Origin of the sequence: Caldimonas tepidiphila (genome assembly GCF_003569765.1) — a bacterium.
Classification (GTDB): domain Bacteria; phylum Pseudomonadota; class Gammaproteobacteria; order Burkholderiales; family Burkholderiaceae_C; genus Caldimonas; species Caldimonas tepidiphila.
In genome coordinates, this window is the sequence record NZ_QXMG01000010.1 from 35,927 (window position 1) to 62,839 (window position 26,913).

General features: G+C 72.5%; 25 protein-coding genes. 9 read left to right on the forward strand and 16 right to left on the reverse strand.

Annotated features, from left to right (window positions below; all coding sequences use genetic code 11):
* Positions 1-108: 108 nt before the first annotated feature.
* The gene (locus D3A59_RS09340; RefSeq protein WP_157991464.1) at positions 109-1,071 is read left to right on the forward strand and encodes a PRC-barrel domain-containing protein; all 963 of its coding nucleotides are present in this window, start codon (positions 109-111) and stop codon (positions 1,069-1,071) included.
* Positions 1,072-1,190: 119 nt separating this feature from the next.
* Here D3A59_RS09340 and D3A59_RS09345 read toward each other — a convergent pair whose 3' ends face one another.
* The 4 genes from D3A59_RS09345 to D3A59_RS09360 form a co-directional block, all read right to left on the reverse strand.
* A complete protein-coding gene (locus D3A59_RS09345) occupies positions 1,191-1,679 on the reverse strand; it encodes a DUF4426 domain-containing protein (protein ID WP_157991465.1) in 489 nt (162 codons plus the stop codon).
* A 52-nt stretch (positions 1,680-1,731) separates the two neighbouring features.
* Positions 1,732-2,199 carry a DUF6152 family protein gene (locus D3A59_RS09350; protein WP_119154655.1) on the reverse strand — a complete coding sequence of 156 codons (468 nt, stop codon included), beginning with the start codon at positions 2,197-2,199 and terminating at the stop codon, positions 1,732-1,734.
* A 173-nt stretch (positions 2,200-2,372) separates the two neighbouring features.
* A complete protein-coding gene (locus D3A59_RS09355; protein ID WP_119154656.1) occupies positions 2,373-2,918 on the reverse strand; it encodes a BON domain-containing protein in 546 nt (181 codons plus the stop codon).
* A 39-nt stretch (positions 2,919-2,957) separates the two neighbouring features.
* Complete coding sequence (locus D3A59_RS09360) at positions 2,958-3,209, reverse strand: hypothetical protein (protein ID WP_119154657.1); 252 nt, start codon at positions 3,207-3,209, stop codon at positions 2,958-2,960.
* Between the two features lie 253 nt (positions 3,210-3,462).
* Here D3A59_RS09360 and D3A59_RS09365 point away from each other — a divergent pair, with 253 nt between their 5' ends.
* Together D3A59_RS09365 and D3A59_RS09370 are read left to right on the forward strand one after the other, a co-directional pair.
* Complete coding sequence (locus tag D3A59_RS09365; RefSeq protein ID WP_119154658.1) at positions 3,463-4,155, forward strand: hypothetical protein; 693 nt, start codon at positions 3,463-3,465, stop codon at positions 4,153-4,155.
* 82 nt (positions 4,156-4,237) lie between these two features.
* Positions 4,238-5,188: a cation diffusion facilitator family transporter gene (locus tag D3A59_RS09370; protein WP_119154659.1), complete on the forward strand. Its 951-nt coding sequence runs from the start codon at positions 4,238-4,240 to the stop codon at positions 5,186-5,188.
* 30 nt (positions 5,189-5,218) lie between these two features.
* Here D3A59_RS09370 and D3A59_RS09375 read toward each other — a convergent pair whose 3' ends face one another.
* Genes D3A59_RS09375 through D3A59_RS09395 form a run of 5 tightly spaced genes read right to left on the reverse strand, consistent with a single transcriptional unit; the run spans position 5,219 to position 11,665 of the window.
* Complete coding sequence (locus D3A59_RS09375; RefSeq protein ID WP_119154660.1) at positions 5,219-5,593, reverse strand: hypothetical protein; 375 nt, start codon at positions 5,591-5,593, stop codon at positions 5,219-5,221.
* 11 nt (positions 5,594-5,604) lie between these two features.
* Positions 5,605-8,214: a cytochrome c oxidase subunit I gene (ctaD, locus tag D3A59_RS09380; protein WP_240636006.1), complete on the reverse strand. Its 2,610-nt coding sequence runs from the start codon at positions 8,212-8,214 to the stop codon at positions 5,605-5,607.
* A 13-nt stretch (positions 8,215-8,227) separates the two neighbouring features.
* The gene (gene coxB, locus D3A59_RS09385) at positions 8,228-9,202 is read right to left on the reverse strand and encodes a cytochrome c oxidase subunit II (protein ID WP_336470411.1); all 975 of its coding nucleotides are present in this window, start codon (positions 9,200-9,202) and stop codon (positions 8,228-8,230) included.
* A 35-nt stretch (positions 9,203-9,237) separates the two neighbouring features.
* Complete coding sequence (nrfD, locus tag D3A59_RS09390; RefSeq protein ID WP_119154662.1) at positions 9,238-10,731, reverse strand: NrfD/PsrC family molybdoenzyme membrane anchor subunit; 1,494 nt, start codon at positions 10,729-10,731, stop codon at positions 9,238-9,240.
* On the reverse strand, positions 10,724-11,665 hold the full coding sequence (locus tag D3A59_RS09395; protein ID WP_205665152.1) for a 4Fe-4S dicluster domain-containing protein: 942 nt from the start codon (positions 11,663-11,665) through the stop codon (positions 10,724-10,726). The genes nrfD and D3A59_RS09395 overlap by 8 nt, the downstream gene beginning before the upstream one ends.
* Positions 11,666-11,924: 259 nt before the next feature.
* Between D3A59_RS09395 and D3A59_RS09400 the strand changes: the two genes are divergently transcribed.
* Positions 11,925-14,612, forward strand: coding sequence for a bifunctional diguanylate cyclase/phosphodiesterase (locus D3A59_RS09400; protein WP_205665153.1), 2,688 nt, complete (start codon positions 11,925-11,927; stop codon positions 14,610-14,612).
* A gap of 168 nt (positions 14,613-14,780) precedes the next feature.
* Here D3A59_RS09400 and D3A59_RS09405 read toward each other — a convergent pair whose 3' ends face one another.
* Both D3A59_RS09405 and D3A59_RS09410 read right to left on the reverse strand, forming a co-directional pair.
* Positions 14,781-15,443: a 2-hydroxychromene-2-carboxylate isomerase gene (locus D3A59_RS09405; protein ID WP_240636007.1), complete on the reverse strand. Its 663-nt coding sequence runs from the start codon at positions 15,441-15,443 to the stop codon at positions 14,781-14,783.
* 97 nt (positions 15,444-15,540) lie between these two features.
* The gene (locus D3A59_RS09410; RefSeq protein ID WP_119154664.1) at positions 15,541-16,464 is read right to left on the reverse strand and encodes a LysR substrate-binding domain-containing protein; all 924 of its coding nucleotides are present in this window, start codon (positions 16,462-16,464) and stop codon (positions 15,541-15,543) included.
* A 120-nt stretch (positions 16,465-16,584) separates the two neighbouring features.
* Between D3A59_RS09410 and D3A59_RS09415 the strand changes: the two genes are divergently transcribed.
* Together D3A59_RS09415 and D3A59_RS25325 are read left to right on the forward strand one after the other, a co-directional pair.
* Positions 16,585-17,829 carry an MFS transporter gene (locus D3A59_RS09415; protein WP_119154725.1) on the forward strand — a complete coding sequence of 415 codons (1,245 nt, stop codon included), beginning with the start codon at positions 16,585-16,587 and terminating at the stop codon, positions 17,827-17,829.
* Entirely contained in the window at positions 17,826-17,975 is a 150-nt protein-coding gene (locus D3A59_RS25325) for a hypothetical protein (protein ID WP_157991466.1), read from the forward strand. The genes D3A59_RS09415 and D3A59_RS25325 overlap by 4 nt, the downstream gene beginning before the upstream one ends.
* Before the next feature lie 61 nt (positions 17,976-18,036).
* Here D3A59_RS25325 and D3A59_RS09420 read toward each other — a convergent pair whose 3' ends face one another.
* Both D3A59_RS09420 and D3A59_RS09425 read right to left on the reverse strand, forming a co-directional pair.
* A complete protein-coding gene (locus tag D3A59_RS09420; protein WP_119154665.1) occupies positions 18,037-19,230 on the reverse strand; it encodes a methanobactin export MATE transporter MbnM in 1,194 nt (397 codons plus the stop codon).
* Positions 19,230-20,168 carry an MbnP family copper-binding protein gene (locus D3A59_RS09425; RefSeq protein WP_119154666.1) on the reverse strand — a complete coding sequence of 313 codons (939 nt, stop codon included), beginning with the start codon at positions 20,166-20,168 and terminating at the stop codon, positions 19,230-19,232. The genes D3A59_RS09420 and D3A59_RS09425 overlap by 1 nt, the downstream gene beginning before the upstream one ends.
* A gap of 700 nt (positions 20,169-20,868) precedes the next feature.
* On the opposite strand from D3A59_RS09425, the gene D3A59_RS09430 reads away from it, so the two are divergent.
* A complete protein-coding gene (locus D3A59_RS09430) occupies positions 20,869-21,528 on the forward strand; it encodes a DUF1028 domain-containing protein (protein ID WP_119154667.1) in 660 nt (219 codons plus the stop codon).
* Positions 21,529-21,783: 255 nt separating this feature from the next.
* On the opposite strand, the gene D3A59_RS09435 is transcribed toward D3A59_RS09430, so the two are convergent.
* The 3 genes from D3A59_RS09435 to D3A59_RS09445 all read right to left on the reverse strand — a co-directional run bounded on the left by D3A59_RS09435 (position 21,784) and on the right by D3A59_RS09445 (position 25,697).
* Positions 21,784-22,089, reverse strand: coding sequence for a putative signal transducing protein (locus D3A59_RS09435; protein ID WP_119154668.1), 306 nt, complete (start codon positions 22,087-22,089; stop codon positions 21,784-21,786).
* A 61-nt stretch (positions 22,090-22,150) separates the two neighbouring features.
* Positions 22,151-25,366: a formate dehydrogenase gene (fdh, locus tag D3A59_RS09440; protein WP_170162330.1), complete on the reverse strand. Its 3,216-nt coding sequence runs from the start codon at positions 25,364-25,366 to the stop codon at positions 22,151-22,153.
* A gap of 76 nt (positions 25,367-25,442) precedes the next feature.
* Positions 25,443-25,697 (reverse strand): hypothetical protein, encoded by a 255-nt coding sequence (locus tag D3A59_RS09445; RefSeq protein ID WP_119154669.1) that lies wholly within the window; start codon positions 25,695-25,697, stop codon positions 25,443-25,445.
* 222 nt (positions 25,698-25,919) lie between these two features.
* Between D3A59_RS09445 and D3A59_RS26310 the strand changes: the two genes are divergently transcribed.
* Together D3A59_RS26310 and D3A59_RS26315 are read left to right on the forward strand one after the other, a co-directional pair.
* Positions 25,920-26,471 carry a c-type cytochrome gene (locus D3A59_RS26310; protein ID WP_240636008.1) on the forward strand — a complete coding sequence of 184 codons (552 nt, stop codon included), beginning with the start codon at positions 25,920-25,922 and terminating at the stop codon, positions 26,469-26,471.
* Positions 26,468-26,878 (forward strand): c-type cytochrome, encoded by a 411-nt coding sequence (locus tag D3A59_RS26315; protein ID WP_240636009.1) that lies wholly within the window; start codon positions 26,468-26,470, stop codon positions 26,876-26,878. The genes D3A59_RS26310 and D3A59_RS26315 overlap by 4 nt, the downstream gene beginning before the upstream one ends.
* Positions 26,879-26,913 lie beyond the last annotated feature (35 nt).

A 26,913-nucleotide genomic window follows, 5' to 3' on the forward strand; every position in this document is an offset into this window, starting at 1 on the left:
CCGCTCGTCGGTGCGGGGGCCGCAGGGGGCCCGACAGGCGTCTCGCTTGCCGGAGAGGGAGGCGGGCCCCGCCCGTGCCAGATCCTCTTTTCCAAAAGGAGAACTGCCATGTATCGATTCCATGATTTCGGAGTGCCCGCCGCAAGGCGCAGCGCGATGTTCCTGAGCATCCCGGTGCTGGCCGCGGCGCTCGCCCTGTCCGTCCCTGCGGCTTGGGCCCAGAACGATGCCGGGACCCGGGCGCCGAACACGGCCGCCCCCGGCACCACCGGCCTGGGCACCGACCCCGGGAACACCTTCGATGCCGCCCGCACCACCGCGCCGGAAACCCGGGCCTCGCACGACATGCGCGTCAGCCAGCTGATCGGCAAGGAGGTGCGCAACCCGCAGGGAGAGAGCCTCGGCCAGATCCAGGACCTCGTCATCGACGTCGGCAACCAGCGCGTGCACTATGCCGTGCTGGCCTTCGGCGGCTTTCTCGGCATGAACGAGAAGCTGTTCGCCTACCCGGTGCGCCTGTTCCGGCAGGGGGCCGACCGCGAGCAGCTGGTGCTGAACGTGAACCGCGAACAGTTGCGCGAGTGGCCCGGTTTCGAGCGCAACCGGTGGCCGAACTGGAACGACGAGGCCTACCGCAACGAGGTGGAACGCTTCCACGGCCGAGGCGCCTCCGCGGCCGTGACGGTGCAGGCGCGGCAGAACATGCGGCTGGTGCGCGCCAGCGAACTGCTCGATCGCGACATCAACGACCTGCGCGGCAATGACGCGGGGGCGGTCGAGGACCTCGTCGTCAACCTCGGGGACGGCACCCTTCGGTACATGGTGATGGAGTTCGACCGGGCCTGGAACCCGGACGACAAGCTGCTCGCCCTGCCGATGACCGCCTTCGACGTCCCGACGCGACAGGACGTCGACCTGCGCCTGCGCGTCGAGCGCGAACGGCTGCGGAACGCACCGGGCTTCGCTGCCAATCGCTGGCCCGATCTGAACAGCCCGGAATGGCAGCGCAGGAACGATCGCTGGATCGGCAACCTCGGCGAGCGGGGAGCGTCCCGCGATGCGTCCTATTGACGCAGGCCGCAGCGGGGCAGTTCGAGCCGGGCCTGCCTCGTCCGCGCCCTCGGCGCTCGGGGCGCGCTTGCCTCGCCGGGCGCCCGCTGCGGAACGCGACGGTCCTGCCTTTCGTGCCCTTAGCGGGTGCTGTTCGGACCCGTGCCGGCCCACATCCGCTCGCGGTAGCTCATCGTCAGGTCCTCGTCGCTGCCCTGCGGACGCGCCGTCACGGTGATGTCGAACACCTGGCGCGGCAGGATCGTGTAGGTGCCGGTGTAGGCGACGCGGCCCTGGGCGCGGGTCTCGCGCATCGGCACCTCCTCGATGGCGCCGGCGAGGCTGGTGACGCGGGCCTGGACGCGGGCCGGGACGGTGCGGCTCGCGCCCTGCTCGTCCTTCAGCACCACCACGTTGAGCACCGCGCGGCCAGGAGCCGGCTCGATGCCGTGCTCGCGCGCGGTCTCGGCGGCCAGGGCCTCGCTGTTCACGCTCGAACTCTGCAGCGTGTAGGCGCCGAAGCGCTGCGTGTGCGCCTGCGACCACGCGGGCCCGGCCAGGGACAGCGAGAGCAGCAGCGCGGCCAGGGGCCGGGCGGCGGGCGTCAGTGCGGGGATGCTCAGGCTCATGGGACCTCCTTGCAAGCGGGGACAGGACAAGGGCGGCGGCAATGCTCGCGCCTCATGCCGGGTCGGAGCGCAGCGGATAGGCCTTGCCGCCGATGAAGAGGATCTCCGCGCGCAGCGTCGGCGTCTCGCGCACGGGCGGGCCGGCATGGCCGATCACGCCGATGCGATCCTTGATCTTCGGCCGCGGCACGTCCCAGACGCTGAGGCGGGCCAGCGAGGCGAGCTCGACCCGCCAGATCCGGCTGCTCTGCGTCGGCAGCGCGGCCTTGGCGAGCAGCGCGGCGGTGTCGACCTGCTCCTTCTGGCGCGGCACGAGGCGCTGGCGCAGGTCGGCGGGCACGCGGGCGCCCGGGTCGGGGGCCAGTTCCAGGTAGGCGTGCGGGTCGGACCACAGCAGCGTGGCCACCTCGCCCTCGAGATAGAGGGGGCGCGTGGTGTCGTAGGCCTCCCAGCCGTGCTCTGCCCAGGCTCGGGACGAGCAGAGCGCGGCGACTGCGGCAAGGACGGATCGGCGATGCATGGCAACTCCCGGGAAGGGCCGGATGGCGGGTGTCGTGGCGGGATGGCGAGCGCCGCACCGGGCGGGGACGCCGCGCCGCGTTCGTCCGGGATGCGGCAAGGCGTGTTCCCATACCCGGTCCGGGAGGCGGCGACACGCGCCGCAACGCTTCCCGCCCGGGCGCGCCGGCGCGCTCAATGCGTGGTGCCCGCTTCTCCTGTCCGGCGCGGCGCCGTATCGCTGCTGCCCAGGCTCGGGCGGTCGTCGCCCAGCATCGCGGAAATGCTGCTCGGCTCGTCATGCCGTTCCAGCCGGTCGTCGATGTGCCGCACCCCCGGCATGGCCAGCACCGTGGACAGCAGCGCGTCGATTTCCTGCGAGAGGACCTGGCCCCGCAGGCTCACGCTGTCCTGGTTGACCACCACCTCGATCGCCTCCGGGCGGCTGACCAGGCGGGGGAGTTCCGCGCGGATGCGCTCGCGCAGCTGCCGCTCGGGAGTCGGCTGCGAAGCGTCCGCGAGCGGCGCGGGGTCCCTCGCGGCCCCGCGCATGCCCTCGACCCGGTCGTCGTCCTCCGCCATCCAGCCCTGCCGGGGGGCGTCGTCGCGGGGATTCGGTGACATCGAGCCGAACTTGTCGCGCACCAGCGCCCGGCGCTGGCGACCCATGCGGGGATCGAGGTAGTAGAGGGCGGCCGCGCCGAGGGCGGAGAGGACCAGGGGCTTGAAGACGTTTCTCATGCAGCTTTCCTTCGGGGTGGAGGTCGAGTCGATGCGTCGTCAGCGGGGACCGAGCCGCCCGCCCGAACGCTCCCGGGCCGCTTCGCTCGCCTCCTCGGAGGCCGGCCCGCCGCCCGCGTCGCTGCCGCCGGTGCCGTCGCCCGGCCCCACCCGGCCGCTGCCGGTAGGCGCTCCCTCGGGCGGGCGGGACGAGCCGGGAGCGGGGCTCGCCGGGGCCTTCGGCGCGAAGTCGTCGGAGGGGCCCGAGGACTGCTCGGCCCGGCTCAAGGGATCCTGGTCTGCTGGCTTCATGCTGCTCTCCTGTACTCGATGGAAGGCGGGGCTCTGGAAATGCATGCCGGGCAAGTTCGATGCCGGCACCCGCGGCAGCGGGAACGCGACCCGGCGCCTCGTCGGACGCCAACACGCGCGATCCCTCCAGGACACCGCCTTGCCGGCCTACAGGAATGGCGGTTGCCGGCCCTTCATGCAGGGACGGGAGGGAGTGATTCCGCGGCCGGCCCGCGCCGGTCCCGACCATCAACCTCACTGAGGAGCTCATCCCATGAAGCATCTCTCCATTGCGCTCGGAGCCGCGGCGCTGTTCGCCGCCTCGCTGCCCGCATCCGCCCAGCAGGCCCGGGACGCGGCCGGCGCCATGCAGGGCAGCACCCGCGACGCGGCCGCCGGCCCCGTCGTCTGGGTGAACACCAATGTCGTCAGCGGCACGATCACCGAGATCCACCGGGGGCAGCGCATGTTCACCGCCCGCACCGACGACGGCCGGATGCTGACGATGGCCGTCGGCCGAGACGTGAACAACTTCGACACGCTGAAGCAGGGCGACCAGGTGTCGATCCGCTACACCGAGGCCGAGGCGATCGCGCTGGCCAAGCGCACCAGCGAGCGGCAGCAGATCGGCGAGATCCGCAGCACGGTGGAGTCCTTCGCATCGGCGCAGGCCCCGGCCGGGTCGGCGAGGCCCGGGATGAGCGCCGCCGAACGCACCACGATGGTCGCCAACGTCTTCGACATCGACCGCAGCAACGGCATCCTCACGCTGCGCGGCACCAGCGGCGAGCCGGTGGACATCCGCGTCGATCCGAAGGCGCTGCAGCAGATCAGCAAGAACGACCAGGTCGTGATCAGCTACCTCCAGTCGACCGCGGTCGCGATCGAGCCGAACCCCGGCGCCCGCGTCTCCGGCGGGCCTTCGAACAGCGGCGGCCGGGCCGGCTCCCGCGACGCGAACCGCTGACGGCCGCTCCCGTCCCGCCGCGGCGCTTCGCCGCGGGGGCACAGCCCTTGCCCCGCTCGCGAGGGACACCGCGCGAAGGCCCATGGGACAAGGACACGCTCACCACCATCATCATGCGGGCGGCAACGAGCGCGCGCTGCTGGGCGCGCTGCTGCTGACCTCGACCTTCCTCGTGGTCGAGGTCGTCGGCGGCGTGCTGGCCGAAAGCCTCGCGCTGATCTCGGACGCGGCGCACATGTTCACCGACACGGCGGCGCTGGCCATCGCGCTGGCGGCGCTGCGCATCGGCCGCCGGCCCGCCGACCATCGCCGCACCTTCGGCTACTACCGCTTCGAGATCCTCGCCGCCGCGCTCAACGCGGTGCTGCTGTTCCTCGTGGCGATCTACATCCTCGTCGAGGCCTGGCAGCGCCTGCGGCAGCCCGCCGAGGTCGAGTCCGCGCTGATGCTGTGGATCGCGGTGGCGGGCCTCGTCGTCAACCTGATCGGCATGCGGCTGCTGAGCGGCGGCAAGGAGAACAGCCTGAACATGAAGGGCGCCTACCTGGAGCTGTGGAGCGACATGCTCGGCTCGCTCGGCGTCATCGCCGGCGCGCTCGTGATCCGCCACACCGGCTGGAACTGGGTGGACTCGGTGGTCGCGGTGGGGATCGGGCTGTGGGTGCTGCCGCGCACCTGGCAGCTGCTGCGCGAGAGCCTGAACATCCTGCTCGAGGGCGTGCCCGAGGGCATCGGCGTCGACGAGGTCGAGCGCAGCCTGCGCGAGGTGCCGGGCGTGCAGAGCGTGCACGACCTGCACGTCTGGTCGATCTCCAGCGGCAAGACCAGCCTGAGCGTGCACGTGGTCTGCGACGACTCCGCACGGGACGGCTTCGAGCTGCTGCGCTCGCTGCGCGAGCTGCTCGCGCAGCGCTACGACATCCACCACTCCACCGTGCAGCTCGAGCGCGTGCCCTGCGAGCAGGCGCGCGAGTTCCACGGCTTCGGTCCCGCGGGGCATGCCGACGCGGCGCATGCCGGCCATTCGCACTGAGGGGCGGCCCCGCCGCCGCCCGCGGCCGGCTCACAGGCCGCAGGGCGGGACCATCAGCAGCGGCGCCGTCTCCCACACCACGCCCACCAGCGCGAGCACGCCGCCGCCGAGCCGCAGCGCCGGGATCACCGGATCGCCCTGCGGCTTGTGCCGGCTGTCGCGCACCGAGCGCGCCAGCATCGCGATCATCAGCGCGAGCACCGCGGCGCTGAAGACCAGCAGCGAGAGGCTCACCGCAGGCAGCCCGGCCCAGCGGGCGTCCGACCAGCCGCGCATGCAGCCTGCGGCCACGACGACGTAGAGCGCGAAGAAGTGCAGCGCCCACAGCAGCAGCGGTGCCGTGGCATGCCAGACGGCGGCACCGAAGCGCCGCGGGGGATCGGGTTGGGCGGGGCTTGCGGGCATCGGGCGCCTCGTCAGTCCATCACGAGCGGCAGGAACTGCACCAGGGCGGCGATCACCAGGCCCTGCAGCGTCACGTAGTGCCACATCATCGCGGTGGCGTCCATCGCCGCGCGGCGGTCGGGTGCGAGCCGTCCGGCGAAGGAGCGCGCGAGCGTGAAGCCCGCCATCATCAGCAGCACCCCGACGTGGAAGCCCTGGTAGCCGAGCATGCTGGCAATCGTCGCGTCCCAGGCGCGCGCGCGCGGCTCGAGCCCCGCCTGCAGGTGCCCGAGGAGGTCCGCGCCCCAGGCGAGCGCGACGCAGCCGAACGCCGCCGCGAGCAACAGCTGCAGCAGGCGCTGGCGCCTCGCGCCGCCCGCGTGCACGCTGCGCCGCGCCAGCGCGGCGAGCAGCGAGCCGGCCAGCAGCAGTCCGGCGGCGGCGAGCGGCCAGCGGGCGGCCGGCAGCGCCGCGCCGGGCGGCGGGCAGACCTCGCTGCGCATCGACAGGTGCACGTGCGCGAAGGCCATCGACGCGAAGATCGTCGCGTCCACCAGGAGCAGGATCACCATCGCCCACCAGACATGCGAGCGCCGGCCGCTGCCGCCCACCGGCAGCCACACGCCGCCCTGCTGCGGCGCCTGGCCCGCGCTCATGCCGGGCGGGACGCGGTCGGCGACGCGCACCAGCGGCGCATGCGGCGCCGGGTCGCTCTGCCACATCCAGTGCAGCACCGCGGCGATCGCCACCACGCCGCCGACGAAGGCCGGGATCACCAGCTTGACCGTCAGCAGCAGGAAGAAGGCCGCGGTGCCCGCGGCGGCGATCACCGGTGCCCAGCCGTAGCCGGGCAGCCGCAGCACGTACCAGGGCTGCGCGTCGAGCGGGCTGGTGACGAGCGTCTCGCGCCCGCCCGAGGTCGTCGGCGGCAGCCAGTGGCGGCCGGCCGCCACCTCCTCGACCAGCGAGGGCCGGCTCCACAGCGGCTCGCGGCTGTCGACCTGCGGGATGCTGCGCACGCCGTAGTTGCCGCCCTTGAGCCACTCGAGCGTGCCCGCCTGCCAGGGGTTGCCGACCGGCTGGCTGCTGCGCCGCTGCGTGCGCACGAGGTCGAGGAAGAAGCAGGCGACGCCCGCGGCGAACGTGAAGGCGCCGACGGTCGCGACCGCGTTCCACAGGTTCCAGCCGAGGTCGGCGTCGTAGGAGTAGACGCGCCGCGGCATGCCCTCCAGCCCGAGGATGTGCATCGGGAAGAAGGCGACGTTGAAGCCGACGAACATCAGCCCGAACACCCAGCGTGCGAAGCCCTCGGACATCGGCCGGCCCTTGACCAGAGGCATCCAGAAGTACAGCGCCGCGAAGATCGGGAACACCATGCCGCCGATCAGCACGTAGTGCAGGTGCGCGACGACGAAGTAGCTGTCGTGCACCTGCCAGTCGAAGGGGATCACCGCCACCATCACGCCGGTGAGGCCGCCGAGCACGAAGATGAACAGGAAGCCGAGGATGAAGAGCGTCGGCGCCTTCATCTGCACCTCGCCGCGCCACAAGGTGGCGATCCAGGCGAAGACCTGGATGCCGCTCGGGATCGCCACCGCGAGGCTGGCGGCCGACACGAAGGACAGCGCCAGCGGCGACAGCCCGGCCGAGAACATGTGGTGCGCCCACAGCGCGAAGCTGAAGAAGCCGACCGCGACCAGCGCGACGACCACCGCCCGGTGGCCGACCAGCGGCGTGCGCGCCAGCGCCGGCACCATCATCGACACCAGCCCCGCCGCGGGCAGGAAGATGATGTAGACCTCCGGGTGGCCGAAGAACCAGAACAGGTGCTGCCACAGCACCGGGTCGCCCCCGCGCTCGGCGAGGAAGAAGGGCCAGTCGAAGGCCCGCTCCATCTCCAGCAGCATCGTGCCGGCGATCAGCGCCGGGAAGGCGAACACGATCATCACGCCGACCACCAGCATCGCCCAGGCGTAGATCGGCATGCGAGCGAGCGTCATGCCCGGCGGGCGCGTGAGCAGGATGCCGACGATCAGCTCGATCGCGCCGGCGATGGCCGAGATCTCGATGAAGCCGATGCCCAGCAGCCAGAAGTCGGCGTTGAGCCCGGGCGAATGCTCCATGCTCGTGAGCGGCGGGTACATGAACCAGCCGCCGTCGGGCGCCACGCCGAAGAAGATCGTCAGGAAGAAGGCCACGGCGCCGATCGCGTAGGCCCAGAAGGCGTAGGCCGACAGGCGGGGAAACGGCAGGTCGCGCGCGCCGAGCATGCCCGGCAGCAGGTAGACCGCCACCGCCTCCACGATCGGCACCGCGAACAGGAACATCATGATCGAGCCGTGCATCGTGAAGACCTGGTTGTAGGTCCCCGCCGACAGCAGCGTGTTCTCGGGCACCGCGAGCTGCGCGCGGATCGCCAGCGCCAGCAGCCCGGCGAGCACGAACATCAGCATCGCGGTGCCGATGTAGAAGAGGCCGACGATGGTGTTGTTGACCGCCGAGACCTTGCGCCACCAGCCCCGGGGCGGCAGCCAGGCGCGCTCGAGCGCCTCCTCCTCGCCGGGCGGGCGCGGCAGGCGGCTCGGCAGCGTGTCGTCGTCGTCGCGGGCCTCGCGCCCGGCGTGCGGTTCGGGATGCTTCAAGGGCGGCGCTTCCTCACTTCAGTTGCGCGAGCCAGGCCGACAGCGCCTGCAGCGTCTGCGGATCGATCTGCCCGAAGGACGGCATGCGCGCGCCGGGCTTGAGCTCCTGCACGCCGGCGATCCAGCCGGCGAGCGTGCCGGGGTGCGTCGGCAGCAGCCCGGCGCCGATGTAGAGCCGGCTGCCGACATGCGTGAGATCGGGGCCCAGCCGGGACTCCTCGGCGACGCCGCGCACCGTGTGGCAGGCATTGCAGCGGTGCTCGAGGAAGGCGCGTCGGCCGGCGGCGAGCACCGGGTCGGCGGCCGGCGCCGCGGGCTGCGCCTGCCGCGCGAACCAGGCCTCGAAGGCCTCGGGCGTCTCGGCCACGACATGCAGCGCCATGTGCGCGTGCTGCTGGCCGCAGTACTCGGCGCACTTGCCGAGGTAGAGGCCGGGGCGCTCCGCGGTGAAGACGAGGTGGTTGACGCGGCCCGGCACCAGGTCCATCTTGCCGTTGAGCGAGGGCAGCCAGGCGCTGTGGATCACGTCGGCGGTCTCGAGCGCCAGGCGCACCGGGCGGCCCGCCGGCACGCGGATCTCGTTGGCCGTGGTGAAGCTGCGGCCGCTCGCCGGGTCGCGGTACTGCACCTCCCACCACCACATGCGGCCGATGACGCTGACGACGAGCGCGTCCCCGGGCGGCGGGCGCGTCAGCTCGGCGCTGCGCACGCCGTTGAACACCAGCAGCGCGCTGAGCGTCACGACGGGGAAGACGACGCCGCCGCCGACCACCCAGCGCCAGGTGTTCACCGGCCGGGCGCCGCGGCGCAGCGACAGCGCGAGCAGCACCATCACGCCGACGAAGATCAGCGTGCCGCCGATGAACAGCACCCAGGCGATGTCGGCGATCGCCTCGGCCTGCGGACCGGCCGGCTTCAGCACCGACAGCCAGCCGGGTGGCTGCGCGGCGGCGCGGCAGGGAAGCGCCGCCGCTGCGGACAGCAGCACGCCGGCGGCTCGGAGCGGATGGGCGGGCCGCATGTTCAGCGCAGCTGCCGCAGGTAGGCCGCCATGTGGCGCGCGTCCTCCTCGCTCGCGCCCATCGACGGCATCGGGCTGTCCGGCACCAGCGAGTGCGGCGCGACGATCCACTGCACCAGCAGTTCGGGCCGGTTCGGGACGTGCCCGGCGATGTAGGCCCGCTTGCCGAACTTCACGAGCGGCGGGCCGACCCGGCCGCGCGCCGCCGGCACGCTGGGGATCTCGTGGCAGCTGCCGCACTGGTAGCGTTCCAGCAGCTGCTTGCCGAGCGCGACCCGGCCCGCATCGGGCGGCCGGTCGCCGGCGCTGGCGGCGGTCGCGGTCGCGCCGAGGCCCGCCAGCGCCATCCACGCGGCGAAGGCCGCGCCGAGCCCGCCGAGCGACAGGCCGCCGATCAGCCAGCGCGGCAGCGGCCCCTGCGGCGGCTGTTCGCCGCGCGGCAGCGTCACGCTGCCGTGCGCGGGCCGCCCGCCGATCTCGGCCGGGTCGCCGTCGGGCACCGCGGAGCCGCGCAGGTCGCCGCCGGCGAAGCGCAGCGCGTCCGCCGGCCGCAGCGCCGAGGCATGCCCGCCGAGCAGCAGCGCGGCGCGCCACAGCAGGCTGCCGGCGAGCTCGCCCGCCGCGGCGAGCGCGGAGATCCACAGCAGCCGCTCCGCGGTGAAGAGCTGCGCGAGGTGCAGCGCCACCGGCAGCAGCAGGCCGGCGCCCAGCACGCCGAGCACGAACAGCGCGCCGGTGCCGCCGTGCACCAGCGGCGACAGCAGCTGCGCGGCGCCCAGGCGGACCAGCCACGCCAGCACGAAGATCCACGCCACGCCGGTGGCGAGCAGCGCGAACTTCTCCAGCGCCGCGTCGAAGGTCGAGCCGCCGAAGGCGAGGCCCGCGAGCGTGAGCGCCGACGCGCCGGCGGCGAGCGAGAAGGCGGCGAAGCTGCCGGCCAGCAGCGCCGGCGAGCGCGCCCACAGCGGCGTGCTGGTCGCCGACAGCAGCGGGGCGGTGTAGGTCGCCATCAGCAGCCCGACCGCGGCCGCCGGCAGCTGCACCAGCAGCTCCAGCCCCCGGGGCGCCACGAACCAGCGCAGGTCGCCCAGCAACTGCAGCAGCACCGTCAGCGCGGTCAGCCCGCTGAAGGCCATCAGCACCCAGCTGCCGATCGACATCGGCGAGGTGCGGCGGAAGATGCGCAGCATGTAGAGGAAGCGCCGCGGCGTCTTCAGGTCCGCGATCAGCAGCACCGCGCCGATCGCGCAGGCGGCCAGCGCCCCCCAGCGCGCCGGGCGCAGCACCACGGCGGCGGCCTCGCGGTCCGGGGCGATCATCAGCACGAGCGCCCCGAGGATCTGCACCGCGCCCGCGATGCCCGCGAGCCAGATGTACACGGCCACCATCCACTTCCAGTGGCTGGGCTTGAGCGCGGGCAGCCCGTAGTAGCCGGCCGCCGCGGGTGGCCGCTCGGTGCGGCCGTGGCGGTGCAGGAGGCCTCGCGTCTCAGCCATAGATCAGCACTCCGAGCGCCGCGACGGTCAGCGCCGACGCGGTGGCCAGCCCCGCCACGAGCCCCGGCGCGATGCGGCGCGACGCGCGCGTCGGGTGCTCGGGCAGGTTGTAGGTCCCGGGCGGCGCGGTGAGCAGGAAGAAGGCGTTGAGCCCGGCGAGGTCCCGGCCGCTGTCGCCGGTGGCCGGGCTCTGCGCCTGCGGGTCGGCCGAGGGCGCGCCGTAGAGGTAGGCGCTGTCCACGCCGGCCTCGCGCAGGTGCTCGACGCGGCGCTGGGCGCGCTCGTGCAGGGTGCCGAGCTCGCCGAAGACGATCGAGTCGGTCGGGCAGGCCTTCGAGCAGGCGGGCTCCATGCCGGAACTGAGCCGGTCGTGGCACAGCGTGCACTTGTGCGCCTTGCCGTCGTCCTCGCTCAGGTCCACCACGCCGAAGGGGCAGGCCGGCACGCAGTAGCCGCAGCCGTTGCAGATGTCGGCCTGCACCACCACGGTGTCGAACTCGCTGCGCCAGATCGCGCCGGTCGGGCAGGCCTCCAGGCAGGGCGCGTTCGCACAGTGCTTGCAGACGTCGCTCATCATCAGCCAGCGGTTCTGGAAGTGCGGCATCGCCGGCGCCGCGCCGCCGTCGGCCTTCGGCTCGTGGCCGATGTGCTCGACGAACATCACGTGGCGCCAGGTGCTGGCCGAGAGCTGCTGCGTGTTGTCGTAGCTCAGCCCGGAGAGGTGATTGGGCTCGGCCGGCAGCGCGTTCCAGGTCTTGCAGGCCACCTCGCAGGCCTTGCAGCCGATGCACAGCGTCGTGTCGGTGAAGAAGCCGTAGCGACGACCCGGGCGGATCGTCACGTCCGCGGTCAGGCGCGACTCGTCCGCGAGCGGACTGCTCATCATCGAGTCGTCGAGCGGCAGCTGAGGCGTGGCGTGTCGGTGGTCGGGCATCGGCGAGCTCCCGTGGCAGGCGGGGCAGTTCTCGTGCCGCCTCCGTAGCCCTGCGGCCCCCTTCTCCAGGGGGCGCGTCCCCGACGGTGACGGGAATGCGCGCAGCGCTGTTCGGGAGGCGGGCCCGGGCGGGCACGCTGCTCGCTGCGCCATGTCGGGGGCCCGGCGCGAGGGGAGGGGCCGGCGACGAATCCACTCCTGCCGGCGGCCCCCTCCGTTGCGGGCGATTCCGTGCCTGTCGGGGAGGACAAGGGAGCGCATGCCGGATGCAGCCGTCGCAGATCGTCAGGAAAGCCGCCTCGGCAGGGCGCGGGTCGCGGCCGTCGCGGCCGTCGTCTTCGTCCTCGCCGCGCTGGTCGCCGCCTGGGTGATCCTGCTGCTCGAGGAGCACCGCGTCGAGCAGGTCCGCTTCGCGGCCAACATCGAGGGGGCCGACAAGGCCCAGGAGATCCGAACCGTCGTCGAGCGCGCGCTGTCGGCCACCTATGCGCTCGGGGCGCTCGTGCACCAGGGCAGGGGCACGGTGGAGGACTTCGAGCCGGTGGCGGCCGAGATGCTGCCCTTCTACCCGGGCGTGGCCGCGCTGCAGCTCTCGCCGGGCGGCGTGGTGCGGCAGGTTTTCCCGCTGGAGGGCAACCGGGGAGCGATCGGCCACGACCTGCTCGCCAACCCGCGGCGCAACCCGGAGGCCTTCATCGCGCGCGACACCGGCCGGCTGACGCTGGCCGGTCCCTTCGAGCTGCTGCAGGGCGGCATCGGGGCGGTCGGCCGCCTGCCGATCTACCTGCCGCGCGAGAAGGGCGGGGCGCTGGTGTTCTGGGGCTTCACGGCCGTGCTGATCCGCTTCCCGGACGTGCTGTTCAAGGCCCAGCTGCCGCAGCTCAGCGGCAGGGGCTACCACTACGCGCTGTGGCGGCGGTATCCGGAGAGCGGCGAGGTGCAGATCATCGCGGCATCGTCTCCCGAGCCCCTGCACGACACGGTGGACCACCCCATCGACATGCCCAACGACCAGTGGACGCTCAGCATCGTGCCGCTCGAGGGGTGGAGCCAGGGGCGGCGGCTGGAGGCCCAGGTGGCGCTGGCGCTGCTGCTGTGCCTGCTGCTGGCCGCGGCGGCGGGGCAGATGGTGGCGCTGCAGATGAACCGCCGCCGCCTGCAGGACACCGTGGCGCTGGTGGAGCGCCAGAAGGCCGAGCTGCTCGCCAGCGAGGCGGACCTCCACCGCGCCCAGGCGGTCGCCGGCGTGGGCAGCTGGGTGCTCGACAGCCGCAGCGGCACGCTGGCGCTGTCGCCGCAGGCGCGCCTCATCTTCGGCGTGGCGCAGGGCGAGCGGGTCGATCCGCAGGCCCTGAGGTCGCGCGTCCATCCCGCGGACGACGCGGCCTTCGGCCGCGCCTGGCAGCGCATCCTCGACGGCGAGGCCTGCGAGGTGGAGCACCGCATCCTCCTCGACGGCGAGTGCCGCTGGGTGCGCGTGCTGGCCGAGGGCCGCAGGGAGCGGCCGCGGCGCGAGGGCGAGGGCGACGTGGTCGGCACGGTCCAGGACATCAGCCGGCGCAAGCGCGACGACGAGCTGATCTGGCGCCAGGCCAACCTGGACGGGCTCACCGGCCTGGCGAACCGCCACCTGCTGCTCGACCGGCTGGACAAGGCGCTCGCCCGCGCCCGGCGCGGCGGGCACCGGGTCGGGCTGATGCTGCTGGACCTCGACGGCTTCAAGCAGGTGAACGACACGATGGGCCATCACGTCGGCGACGAGCTGCTGGTCGAGCTGGCGGCGCGGCTCAGGCGCGGCGTGCGGCCCTACGACACCGCGGCGCGCCTCGGCGGCGACGAGTTCACGGTGGTCATCGAGGACCTCGGCCACGCGGAGGACCTGCTGCGCGTCGCCGACGGCGTGCTCAAGCTGCTGCGCGAGCCCTTCGAGCTCGAAGGCACGACCCGCCACCTCTCCGCCAGCATCGGGCTGGCGCTGCACCCCGACGACGCCGAGGACGCGCTGGCGCTGCTGCGCTGCGCCGACATCGCGATGTACCAGGCCAAGCGCCAAGGCAAGGACCGCTGCCAGTTCTACACCGCGCAGATGCAGCAGGCCGTGCTCGCGCGCATGGAGATCGAGGCCGAGCTGCGCGCCTCGCTGGAGCGCCGGGACTTCGAGCTGCGCTACCAGCCGATCGTCGATGCGGTGAGCGGCACCCTGGTCGGCGCCGAGGCGCTGCTGCGCTGGCGGCATCCCCGGCTCGGCTGGGTGCCGCCCCAGGACTTCATCCCGGTGGCCGAGGAGACCGGGCTGATCGTGCCGATCGGCCAGTGGGTGCTCGCCGAGGCCACGCGCCAGCTCGAGCAGTGGCGAGCGCTCGGCGGCCCGCCGCTGTACCTCGCGGTCAACGTCTCGGGCGTGCAGTTCCGCGAGGCCGGCCTGCAGGAGTTCGTGGCGCGGCTGCTGGCCGAGCGCGAGCTCGGCGACTGCCGGCTGATCCTGGAGATCACCGAGTCGGTGCTGATGGACGAGGGCGAGGCGGTCGAGGCGCGCATGCGCGGCATCAAGAGCCTGGGCGTGGGCTACTCGCTCGACGACTTCGGCACCGGCTACTCCTCGCTGTCGAGCCTGCGGCGCTTCCCGGTGGACACGGTGAAGATCGACCGCAGCTTCATCAGCGGCTGCCAGGAGGGCGGCAGCAGCGCGCGCCTCGTCGAGGCCATCGTCAGCATGGCGCACAGCATGAGCCTGACGGTGACGACCGAGGGCGTCGAGACGCAGGAGCAGGCCGCCTTCCTGCGCGCGCTCGGCTGCGACAGCCTGCAGGGCTACCTGATCGGCCGCCCGCTGCGGGCGGCGGACTTCGAGCGGCTGCTGCGCCGCAGCGCTGCCGCCCGGGGCACGGTGGCGGCGGACGCGGGCGGCGCGCAGCGCGGATCCGCCGGGGAGGCCCCCGGGAGGTGAGGCCATCCCGCCACCCGTGTTTTTTCCGGAACCGCAGGCCCTCCACGCAGGAGGCCGCGCGCCGAAGTGCCCGCCCTGTGGAGCGGACGCCGGGCTCACCCTTGCCCCTGCGACCCCGCACCTTCCCCTGGGGGAACCCGCGCCCGGCGCGATGCCGGCGCGTTCACCTCATTCCGCGCCGGTCTCTGCAGCGGAGTGCCGCAGGGGCTCGGCCGCGAAGGCGAGCGCGTCGTCGAGCCGGTCGTTGCCCCAGAACAGCTCGCCGCGCACCAGGAAGCTCGGAGCGCCGAAGAGGCCGAGCCGCTGCGCCTCGGCGGTCTGCTCGCGCAGCCGCGTGCGCGCGGCGCCGCGGACGGCCTCGTCGATCAACTCCGCCGCCGGCAGGCCCAGTTCCCGCAGCACCCCGGCCACGGTGTCCTGCGGGTCGATGTCGCGGTCGAGCGCGAAGTTCAGCCGCATCATCTCGCGGCAGTAGGCGCCGATCCACGGCTGCCCCGCATGGGCCGCCGCCACGCGCATCGGCAGCACCGCGCTGCGCGGGAACACCGAGGGCTTCTTCCACGGCAGCCCGTACTTGCGGCACTGGCGCTCCATGTCGCGCCACACGTAGGCGCCCTTCTCCTTCTGCAGCACGAAGGGCGAGCTGTCCCAGCCGAAGCTGTTGAAGATCGGCCCGAGCAGGAAGGGCCGCCACGCCACGCGCAGGCCGAGCCGCTCGGCGGCAGGCTCGATGCGCATCGCGCTCAGATAGCTGTAGTTGCTGGCGAAGTCGAACCAGAACCCGATCTCCGGCAGCGCGCCCGCCATGTCCTTGTCCCTGTCCTGCGTCATCGGCGTCCCCTCCCATCCCTTCGCGTGGATCCGGGTGCGATTCGACCCGCTTCCCGAGGGCGGCTCAAGCGACTTTCCCGGCGTGCTTGCATGCGCCTCATGCATGCGAGTCCGTTTCGCCGCGCGCCTCCTCGAGGATCCAGTCCACCACCTGCCGCACCTCCGCACGGGGCTCGGGCTGCGCCTGCAGCAGCCAGCAGCCGGCGTGCTCGGGCAGGTCGGTCGCGAGCGGCTGCAGCGCGCACAGCCGCCCGTCCGCCAGCAGCGGCGCCACCAGCGGCAGCCGCCCGAGCGCCAGCCCCTGGCCGGCCACCGCCGCGTGCACCACCTGCTCGTACTGGTTGAAGCGCAGCATGCCGCGCGGCCGCGGCGCCGCGGGCCCGAGCGCGTCGAGCTGCCGCGCCCAGCCCACCTGCGCGGGGCGCTGCGGGGCGTCGAACTCCAGCAGCACCTGCTCGGCCAGCACCTCGCGCAGCGCGCGGCCGGCCAGGCCGAGCGAGGGATGCGCCACCGGCACCACCGACTCGCCGAAGAGGCGCAGCGCGCCGCGTGGCGGCGTGTCGTCGTGGATGTAGCGGATCGCGAGGTCCACCCCCTCGCGCTGCAGGTCCAGCGACTGGTTGGTCGCGGCCACGCGCAGGTCGATCTCCGGGTGGCGCTGCTGCAGCCGGCCCAGGCGCGGCAGCAGCCACAGCGCGGTCACGCCGGTGCTGGCGGTGATCGTGACCGGCTCGCGCGCGCCGCGCCGCGCCAGCGTGCCGCACAGGTCCTGCAGCTGCTGCAGCGCGAGGTCGGCGACGCGGAACAGCCGCTCGCCCTCGGGCGTGAAGCGGACCTGCCGGTGGCCGCGCACCAGCAGCTTCGTATCCAGCGCCTCCTCCAGCGCCAGCACCTGCCGGCTCACCGCGGACTGCGTCAGGCACAGGTCCTGCGCCGCGAGCGTGATGCTCATGCGCCGCCCCACCGCGACGAAGCCGCGCAGCGCATCGAGCGGGGGCAGCCGGTGCAGGGGCAGTGACATTCCGATTCCTCATGCGAACGATGCAGGAAGATTGCTTGAGCCGGTCCCCGTCGTCAATTCGAATCGGGGCTGCGGGCCGCCTTCCGGACGGCCGGCGACAGGCGAAGGGAGACGGCGATGATGCGGGGCGAGACGGGGGAGCAGGCGGGCGCCGGGCTGCACGGGCGGCTGCTGCTGGCGGTGGTGTGCGGCGGGCTGGTGATGGGGCTCGCGCTCGGCGTGCGGCACGTGCAGGGCCTGTTCCTGCTGCCGATGACGCTGGAGCGCGGCTGGTCGCGCGAGGCCTTCGGCTTCGCGCTGGCGATGCAGAACCTGGTCTGGGGCCTGGCGCAGCCCTTCACCGGCATGATCGCCGACCGCTTCGGCGCGCTGCGCGTCGTCGTCGCCGGCATGGGGCTCTACCTGCTCGGGCTGGCGGGGATGTCGGTCGCCGCGACGCCGCTGGCGCTGACGGCGAGCAACGGGCTGCTCGTCGGCGTGGCGCTGTCGGGCACGGCCTTCGGCCTCGTCTACGGGGCGCTGAGCCGCATCGCGCCCCCTGCGCAGCGCAGCGCGGCGCTGGGCCTCGCGGGCGCGGTGGGCGGATTGGGCCAGTTCCTGATGGTGCCGATCGCGCAGGGGCTGATGGAGTGGCTCGGATGGGCCGCGGCGCTGCTCGCGCTCGGCCTCGCCTTCGCGGCCTGCCTGCCGGCGGTGCGCGCGTTCGACGACCGCGCCGAGCTCGGCGCGGCGGCGCGCGCGGGCGGCCCGTCGATGGGCGCCGCGATCCGCGAGGCCTTCGCGCACCGCGGCTTCTGGCTGCTGAACCTGGGCTTCCTCGCCTGCGGCTTCCAGCTCGCCTTCATCGCCTCGCACCTGCCGGCCTACCTGCTCGACCGGGGGCTCGCGCCCGGCGTCGCGGTGGCGGGGCTGGCCACGATCGCGCTGGCCAACGTCGCGGGCACCTGGCTGTGCGGCTGGGCGGGCGGGCGCTGGCGGCGCAAGCGGCTGCTCGCGGGCATCTACCTGCTGCGCAGCGCGGCGATGGCGCTGTTCCTGCTGCTGCCGCTCTCGCCGCTGACGGTCTATGCCTTCTGCGCCGCGATGGGGCTGATGTGGCTCGGCACCCTGCCGCTGACGAGCGGGCTGCTGTCGCAGGTCTTCGGCGTGCGCTGGATCGCCACGCTGTTCGGCTTCGTCTTCTTCGGCCACCAGCTCGGCGCCTTCCTCGGCGTGTGGCTGGGCGCGCGGGTGTTCGACGCGACCGGCTCCTACGAGGCGCTGTGGCTCGGCTCGATGGCGCTCGGGCTGCTGGCGGCCGTGCTGCACTGGCCGATCGACGACCGCGAGATCGCGCGGCCGGCTGCCGTGGCGGCGGGCGCATGAAGGGCCTGCGCTCCGCGGCGGGCCGGGTCGCGCTCGGGCTGGCCGCCGCCGTGCCTGCCGCGCTCGGGCTCGCGCTGGCGTTCTCGGCCTGGCTGCGTCCGGGCCATGTGCTGGACTGGCTCGCGGTGCTGGCCTTCTGCGGCTGAGGCGGGGCGGGGCCGGGCCGGTTGCGGAGCGCCCGGCGCAGCCGGCAGCCCGATCCCGGCCTCAATCCGCCTTGAAAGGATCGGCGTGGCGCGGATTGGAGAGGAACTCGTGGTCGGTCAGGGTTCTGAGGAAGGCGATGATGTCCGCCTGCTCCTGCTCGTTCAGGTCGATGCGGCTGATCAGCGGGCTCTTCAGGGGGTTGGCGCGACCATCGCCGGCATGCGGGCCGCTGGTGATCTGGCGCCCGCCCGCCGCATAGGTCCGCAGCACCTCCTCCAGCGTGGCCACCGAGCCGTCGTGCATGTAGGGCGCCGTCACTTCCACGTTGCGCAGGCTGGGAGCGCGGAAGCGGCCCATGTCGCCGGCCTGCGCAGTGAGCTCGAACAGGCCGCGGTTGGGCTCGGGATAGGCACCCGTGCCGCCGAGGTTGTAGAGCCCGGTGTTGTGGAACGGCGTCGGGACGAGGCGGCTGGCGGAGTGAAGGATCTGGTTGTTGAAGTTGAAGCTGCCGTGGCAGTGGAAGCACTCGGCCTTTTCCCCGAAGAAGAGCCGCATGCCGCGCTGCTCCGCGTCGCTCAGCGTCGTCTCGCCGACCAGCCACCGGTCGTAGCGGCTGTTGCCGGAGATCAGCGTGCGCTGGAAGGCCGCGATGGCCTTGATCACGTTGCCCCAGTGCAGCGGCCGGGCCTCGCCGGGGAAGGCCGCGGCGAAGCGCTCGGGATAACGCGAGGGCAGCGTGTCCTCGCGCAGGCGCTGCAGCACGGCTTCCTTGTTGCCGTCGTTGACGCCCATCTCCACCGGGTGCTCGCCGAACAGCGGGGTCTCCATCTGGCGCTCCAGCGTCACGAGCGAGGGGTTGGCCCAGGTGAGGGTGGCGTTGTAGGCCACGTTCGAGAGGTGCTGGGAGCTGCGCGGGTGCAGCTCGCCCGTCGCTCCCAGGGAGCGAGCGAGGCCGTCGCTGAAGGCCTTCTCCTGGACATGGCAGCCGGCGCAGGCCAGCCGCCCGTTGCCCGACAGGCGCTTGTCGTAGAAGAGGTAGCGGCCGAGCTCGACCTTCTGCGCCGACATCGGGTTGTCCGCCGGCACCCGGGGCTCCGGGAACCTCGCCGGCAGCGACCAGGTCCAGGGCTCGACCGCGGTCGGGGGCTCGCCCGCTGCGCTGCCGCCGCCCCCTGCTCCGCCACCGCAGGCAGCAAGGCCGGCCACCACGGCGGCGAGCGCGGCGCCCGTGGCGATCCGGGATGCGGCCCGCATCACTTCGCCACGGCCCTGAACAGGGTCTGGGCCGCGCCGCCCGCGATCGGCCGCCCGGTGCCGCTGCCGTCGGGCTTCCAGTCGATGGCGAGCGCCTCGAACACGCGCAGGCACTCCGGGTCCGTGCCGCCGGACATGCAGCCCGGCCCGCCGCCCCGGTTGACCGTGATGTCGGTCCCCGCGAGCAGCGCCTGCAGATCGATCGCGATCCTCTGCGTGGCGGGATCGAAGTTCGCCAGCGTGAACTCCATGCGGTTCGGCGCCGCGCACGACACCGTCTCGCCGCTGGCCGGGTTGCCACTGCAGCCCGTCGAGCCGAGGTGGAAGAGGAATGAGCTCGTCGTCCAGGGGCGGGACGTGCCGGCCGGCTCGGTGAGCTCGATGTTGGCGAACTTGCGGCCGGACTGCCAGCTCCAGGCCATCCCCTGGAGGTCGAGCGGCCGGGGGGCCATGGCGTAGTCGCTGTGGTTCAGCGCGAAGGGCACGCCCATCGTCAGCTTCACCCCGGTGTAGTCGCCTGCCGGCACGGTGCCCCGGATCGTGGCGTTGGTCGCGGCGGTGCCCTCGCTGCACGCGCCGCTTCCGTCCTCCAGGTCGATCAGGGTCAGGCTGTCGCTGCCCGCGGTAAGGTTCCAGTCGTCGTTGGCGCCCAGCGCGAGGGCCACTTCGCTGCCATCGGACCTGAGCAGCCTGACGTTCGAGATGTAGAAGCGCAGGTCCTGGAGCTGCGCGTCGACGCCGCCGCTGCCCAGCCCGCTCACCAGGGTGCCGCAGCTCACCGGCGCGCTGCCGGCCCGGGCGACGAACTCCAGGGTGACGCCCTGGGCAAGGCCCTGGCCGGCCTCCCTCTCACCGCCGCCTCCACCGCAGCCGGCAAGGGCGGCGACGGTCGCGAGTGCCAGGGTCGGGAGCAGGCGGAGCTGGAATTCTTTCTTCATGGGAGGTTTCTTGTCCTGGTGGGTAGGCATCGAGGATGGGCAAGGGGCGCCGGTTCGACAGCTTGCGCCGGGCGCAAGGCTCGTTCGCCCGTGCGGCGTCCCGTCGCGCAAGCTGCGCCCGGTCGCGCCGGGCGAGACGTCAGGGCATGGGGTCCGGGGGGCTCCCGCCATCCGGGGGCGGGCGGCGCCGGACAAGGCGAGACAGATGCGAAGCTCCTGCGTTCGCGCCGCAGTGGAGTGGACGCTGCTGCGGCCGATCGGGCGCCGAATGAATGGAGAGGATCGCTCGACAGTACATCGAGGAAAGCGGCGACGGTAATCGGAATCCGCTCATGATTCCGTCTTCTCCAAGCATGGCAGGCATCGGATGAGCGTCCGATGCCTTATTACGGGAATATCGTGCAACTCCATGATTGATTCGCCTTGGCCTTGCTCGGAAACCTGCCTCGGCTGGAAGCGGGTTCCGGACGCCAATCAAAGCTGAAGGATCCCGACGTTACTTGAACGCGAAAGACGGATAGACCCCTCGTCCTGGGGTGCTCACCAATTCCGGGGGTAAGCGCCTCTCATTTGCTGCAGCGGGAAATTCCTTCGGGGCAGAGGATTCGAGGGGCGAGAATCTATACTGGGACGGCTTGGCGTGTCACGGCGAGTCTCGTGTGTGACGGAGCCGGCATTCAACCACTTCAGAATACGTCCCGTGACCTTTTCGATAGTTGCCCGGTGCGCGCGCACCAACCAGGTTGGCGTCGCGGCAGCGACTGCGGTCCAGGCGGTCGGCAAGCTCGCATGCCATGCCATCGCCCATGTCGGCGCCATTGCGTCGCAGGCGCTGACCAACCCCTACCTTGCCTACGACGGCCTGCGCCTGCTGGAGCGTGGCGCCTCGGCTGAAGAAGCCTTGCGGCGTGTGCTGGCCACCGACCCCGATGCGGACAAGCGGCAAGTCGGCGTGGTCGACATCCAAGGACGCACCGCGGCCTGGACCGGTTCCGAAGCCATTCCCTGGGCAGGCCACCTCGCGGGGCGAAACTGCTCTGTTCAAGGTAATCGACTGGCCGGGCCGCAGGTGCTCGAAAGGGCGCTGGCATCGATGCACGGTACGGAACACCTCGATCTTGCGGAGCGACTGACACTCGCCCTGCTGGAAGGTGATTCAGCGGGCGGTGATCTCAAGGGCGAGCGTTCGGTCAACGTGCTGGTCTTTTCGTCCGAGGAATACGCGCTGTGCGATATCCGGATCGACGACCACGAGGCCCCCCTGGATGAACTGCGTCGATTGTTCGCGGTGTACCAGACCAGGATATTGCCGATCGTGCGCACCCTTCCGAAGCGGTCCGATATCCCGCGGCCGGACTGAGCGGCAGCAGGCGCCGCGCATGCCGGCGCAACGCCGGCACAGGCCCGGACCGGCGCAGCCCCGGGCCTATCCGGCGATATTGCCGAGTGGCAAGTCCGCATATCGCTTGAACGACAGGCGCGTGCCCCAGGCGGCCCCTCCCGCCAAGGCACGCCGTCCTCACTGCACCCCGAGCCCGGCCGTGCGAGCGGCACGCACGCGGGCAGCCGTTCCGGGGAGGACGCATCGCGGCTTTCCGGAACGCCGCCCCGCGCCTCAGCCGGGCCGCATCGCGCCGCAGTTCCAGCACTGCTCGAACGGCCCCTCCACCGCCTCGCCGCAGCCGCGGCAGAGCCAGCGCCGCTGCGGCAGGTGGCGCAGTTCGTGCAGCAGCGCGGTGGCGCGGTCGAACTCGGCGTCGTCGAGCACCCAGACCTCGGGCTGCGCCTGGTCGGGCGGGATCTCGCCGGCGATGCCGCTGGCATAGAAGCGCTGGACCACCGCCTCGATGCCCGCCTGCGTCAGCATGTCGGCCCAGAGCGCGGCGATGGCGATGTTCGGGGCATGGATCAGACGCTTCATCGTGGGCCCATGGTGCCACGCCGGGCCGCCGGCCGCGACGCGGGCGCCACGTGCCCGGGCTTCAACCCCGCGCCAGCCGCCCCTTGTCGATGCGGCAGGTCAGCGCCTTGCCCTCGTGGATGCTGGTGTTGGGGTCCATCACGATGCTCGTCAGCGTGTTGGCGATGTCGCCGGTGGCGTAGCCCTTGTAGCCGAAGTGCCAGGGCATGCCGATCTGGAACACGCGGCGGCCGTCGATCGTGAAGGGCGTCAGCCGCTGCGTGACGAGCGCGCGGGTCTCGATCGCGCCGCGCGCGGTCGAGATCGTCACCCAGTCGAGCGAGCGCACGCCCAGCTCCTCGGCGAGCTCGGGCGGGATCTCGCAGAAGCCCTCGGGCTGCAGCTCGGCCAGCAGCGGCGCGCCGCGCGTGGGCGCCGCGCCGCAGTGGTGCTCGGTGAGCCGGTAGGTGGTCAGCACGTGCGGGTGCTGCGGGTCCGGACTCGGGTGGTAGGGGTTGTCGGGGCGCTCGCGGGTGCCGGCGGCGGGGTTGTGGCGCTGGCCGTACAGCAGGTTGCGCACCGGCGACTCCATCGGCTCGTAATGCGTCGGCAGCGGCGCGTCCTTCAGCCCCGAGGGCGCGAACAGCGCCGCCTTGCCGTCGGCCATCATCACGAAGGGATGGTGGCCGGCATGCGCGGCCATGCCGCGCGGCTTCTTGTCGTCGGCGGGCGTGTAGCCGGGCTCCTTGCTCTCGTCGAAGTCGATCTCGTCGGTGCTCTCCCACTGCTGCGCCTCGGCGTTCCACCACACCAGCTTCTTGCGCTCGCTCCAGGGCTTCCCTTGCGGGTCGGCCGAGGCGCGGTTGTACATCGTGCGGCGGTTGCCCGGCCATGCGAAAGCCCAGCCGAGGTGCGTGCCCGGGCCGCCCGGCGGGTCGGCCTGGCGGGAGCGCGCGCGGTTGTCGCGCTCGCCGGGGAAGATGCCGCTGTAGGCCCAGCAGCCGCAGGCGGTCGAGCCGTCGTCGGCCAGCTCCTTGAAGCCGGCGAGCTGCCGGCGGTCGGCGACCGTCCAGCCGTTGATCTCGCGCAGCACGTCCTCGGCGTCGGGCTCGCCGCGCTCGTCGGCCTCGCGGTAGTCCCAGGTCAGTGCCTGCAGAGCGCGGTCCTCGGGGCGGGTGCTGCCCGCATACAGCGCCTTCAGCCGCTTTGCCAGGTGGTGCATGAACCACAGCTCCGAGCGGTTGTCGCCCGGCGCGTCGACCACGTGGTCGTGCCACTGCACGAGGCGGTGCTCGTTGGTGAAGGTGCCGGCCTTCTCGCCCGCGAGCGAGGCCGGCATCAGGAAGACCTCGGTCCTGATCCGGTCGGGCGTTAGGCCCTCGGCCCGCACCGCCGGGCTGTCCTTCCAGAAGCTCGCGCTCTCGGTCTCGGAGGTGTCGCGCACGACGAGCCAGTCCAGCCGCGCCAGCCCCTGCTGCACCAGGGCCGAGTTGCTGCCGCCCATCACGACGTTCTGCCCGAGCAGGAAGAGGCCGCGGATCTGCCCGTCCTTCATCGCCAGCGTCATCGGCAGCTGCGAGTGGTCGCCGACGTTGCGCGGCAGCCAGTCGTAGCCCCAGCCGTTGGCCGGGCTGCCCGCCTCGCCGTACCAGGCGCGCATCAGGCTGACGATGTACTTCGGGAAGTGGTGCCACCAGCCGGTGTGCGTCGTCTCGGCGCGGATGTAGGACTCGAGCGTCTCGTGCGGCTTGCCGGCCTTGGGGCTTGGCAGGTAGCCGGGCAGCATGTCGTAGAGCGTCGGGATGTCGGTGCTGCCCTGGATCGAGCAGTGCCCGCGCAGCGCGAGGATGCCGCCGCCGGGCCGGCCCGTGTTGCCGAGCAGCGCCTGCAGGATGCCGGCGGCGCGGATCATCTGCACGCCATTGGTGTGGTGCGTCCAGGCCACCGCGTAGCAGATCGCGCCGGTGCGCTCGGGGCCGGAGTTCTCGGCGAGCGTGCGGGCCACCTGCACGAGCGTCGCGGCCGGGCAGCCGGTGATGCGCTCGACCGTCTCGGGCGTGTAGCGCGCGTAGTGGCGCCGCATGATCTGGTAGACGCAGCGCGGGTGCTGCAGCGTGCGGTCCTGCGCGACGGGGAAGTCGAGCTGCTCGTCGTCGGGCGCGAGCGGCCCCGAGGTCTCGACGTGCTTCTCGGCGAGCGGCGGCTTCACGAGGCCGCTCTCGTAGCGCCAGGACTCGTGCGTGTAGCCCTTCATCTCCTCGTCCCAGCCGGAGAAGAAGCCGTCGCCGTCCTCGGCGTCGACGTACTCGTCGGTGATGATGGTCGCGAGGTTGGTGTAGTTCAGCGCGTAGTCCCTGAACCACAGGTCGTGCTCGAGGATGTGGTGGATCAGCCCGCCGAGGAAGGCGATGTCGGTGCCGGAGCGGATCGGCGCGTGCAGGTTCGACAGGGCGGAGGTGCGGGTGTAGCGCGGATCGACATGGATGATCTTCGCGCCGCGCTCCTTGGCCTGCATCACGAAGCGGAAGCTGATCGGGTGGTTCTCGGCCATGTTCGAGCCCATCACCATCACCCAGTCCGAGTTCGCGAGGTCCCACTGCGCGAGGGTCGAGGCGCCGCGGCCGTAGGTGGCGCCGAGGCTCGGCACCGAGGAGCTGTGGCAGATGCGCGCCTGGTTCTCGATCCAGACCATGCCCAGGCCGCCGCCGAACAGCTTCTTGATGAGGTAGTTCTCCTCGTTGTCGAGCGTGGCGCCGCCGAGCGAGGCGAGCGCGAGCGTGTGGTTCAGCGGCGTGCCGTCCTCGCCGCGCGCGACGAAGGTCTCGTCGCGCACCTGCCTGGTGAGCTGCGCGATGCGGTCCATGGCCCAGTCGAGCGGCTTGCGCTCCCAGCGGTCGCTGTAGGGCGCGCGGTACATCACGTGGTGGATGCGCTCGGGGCTCGTCATCGTGTCGAAGGTCGCCGCGCCCTTGGGGCAGAGCGTGCCCTGGTTGATCGGGCTGCGCGGGTCGCCCTCGATGTGGATCACCCGGCCCTCTCGCGCGTAGACGAGCTGCGCGCAGCCCACCGCGCAGAAGGGGCAGATGCTGGTGCCGACGCGGTCGGCGGAATCCAGCCGCGCCTGCGCGAGCTCCGACTCCCGGCTGCGCGCGGCCTCGCGCAGCGAGTCGGCGCCGCGCATCTGGCGCGGCAGCGACCACTCGCGCCAGAACTCGGCCAGCAGCGCCGGGATGCGCTTGAGCGGGTTGCCGTTGACCGGCTCGGCGCGCGAGCCGCGGTCCTCCAGTCGCGCGCTCATTGGGGCACCCTCGCGCTGCGCGCGGTCCCTCCGCGAGGGACAGAGCGCTTCCTTCGGAGCGGCCGTGCGGAAGCGCTCATGCCCGGTCTCCTTGCGTGTCGCGCAGGCGCCAGAGCCCGCTGACCACCTGCGCCCGGGTCGTCGGCGAGGGATGCAGCCGCACGCGCACCGGCGCCGCCTCGTCCATCAGCCGCCGCAGGTCGCCGGGCCCGGCCGGCACCGAGGGCGCGAGCGTGCACTCCACGCGCTCGCCGCCCTCCTTGACCAGCTGGAATCGGTGCTCCTGCACCCGCACGATGGTGCCGTGTTCGTGGCGTTCGGATCTGCTCATGGCGTGGGCCTCGGAGAAAAGGAGGGGGCGGGAACATCGGTTGCACTGGGCGGCCATGGCCCGCTTCCTCGATGTCCGCCCCTGCCCGACGGGATCAATCGGCGTTCCCGGCAGCACGCGTGCTTTCCCGCACCGGGGCCTTGCACTTTCGTGTCAGCGCTGCGGCATGTTTTCTCATCCTTGCGGCAATGGCGCCGGCCGGCCGGCACGGCGGGACCCGCGATGAGCCGTCGCCGTCTGGTCGTGCTGACGGCACTCGCGACCACGGCGCTGCTGGGCCTGCTCGGACTGGTCGGAGCGGCGGCCTTCGTCTGGAGCGGGCTCTACAACGTCGCGGCCACGACGCAGCACCTGCAGCTCACCTACTCGGTGCTGGAGCGGGCGATGGCGCAGTCGGTGAAGCTGCGTACCGGCGACATCAAGGTGCCGCCGCTCGAGGACGAGCAGCTCGTGCAGCGCGGCGCGCTGTGCTTCCAGGCCAACTGCGTGCAGTGTCACGGCGCGCCCGGAGTCGCGCCGGATCCGATCGGCCGCAGCATGCAGCCGCTGCCCGGACCGCTCCACGTCGCGACCCAGCGCTGGAGCAGCGCCGAGCTCTACTGGATCACCCGCAACGGCATCAAGATGAGCGGCATGCCCGCCTGGGCTTTCCGCATGGAGGACGAGGACCTCTGGGCGGTCGTCGCCTTCCTGAACCGGATGCCCGAGTTGCGGCCCTCGGAGTACCGGGCGCTGGTGGCGCCGATGGCGGGGATGCAATGCCGGCGCGAGTGAAGAGGGCGACAAGGGGCGCGTGGCCCGGCGGCCGGCGCCTGCCGTTGCGGCTCGGCGCGGCGCTGCTCGCGGCGGCGCTGGTCGCCGGCTGCGGCAAGCCGCCGATCGACGATCCCCGCGCAGGCCAGGGAGACCCGGAGCGCGGCATGCTCGTGATGCACCAGCACGCCTGCAACGCCTGCCACGTGATCCCGGGCGTCACGGGGCCGGACATCCATGTCGGGCCGCCGCTCGAAGGCATGGCGCGCCGCCAGAACATCGCCGGGGCGATTCCCAACACGATCGAGAACATGGTGCGCTGGCTGCGCGACCCGCAGGCCATCGACCCGAAGACCGCGATGCCCGACATGGGTCTCACCGAGAACGACGCGCTCGACGCGGCGGCCTACCTGGCCACGCTGCACTGAACCCGCGCCGGGGCCGCCCGCGGCCCGGCTGGACC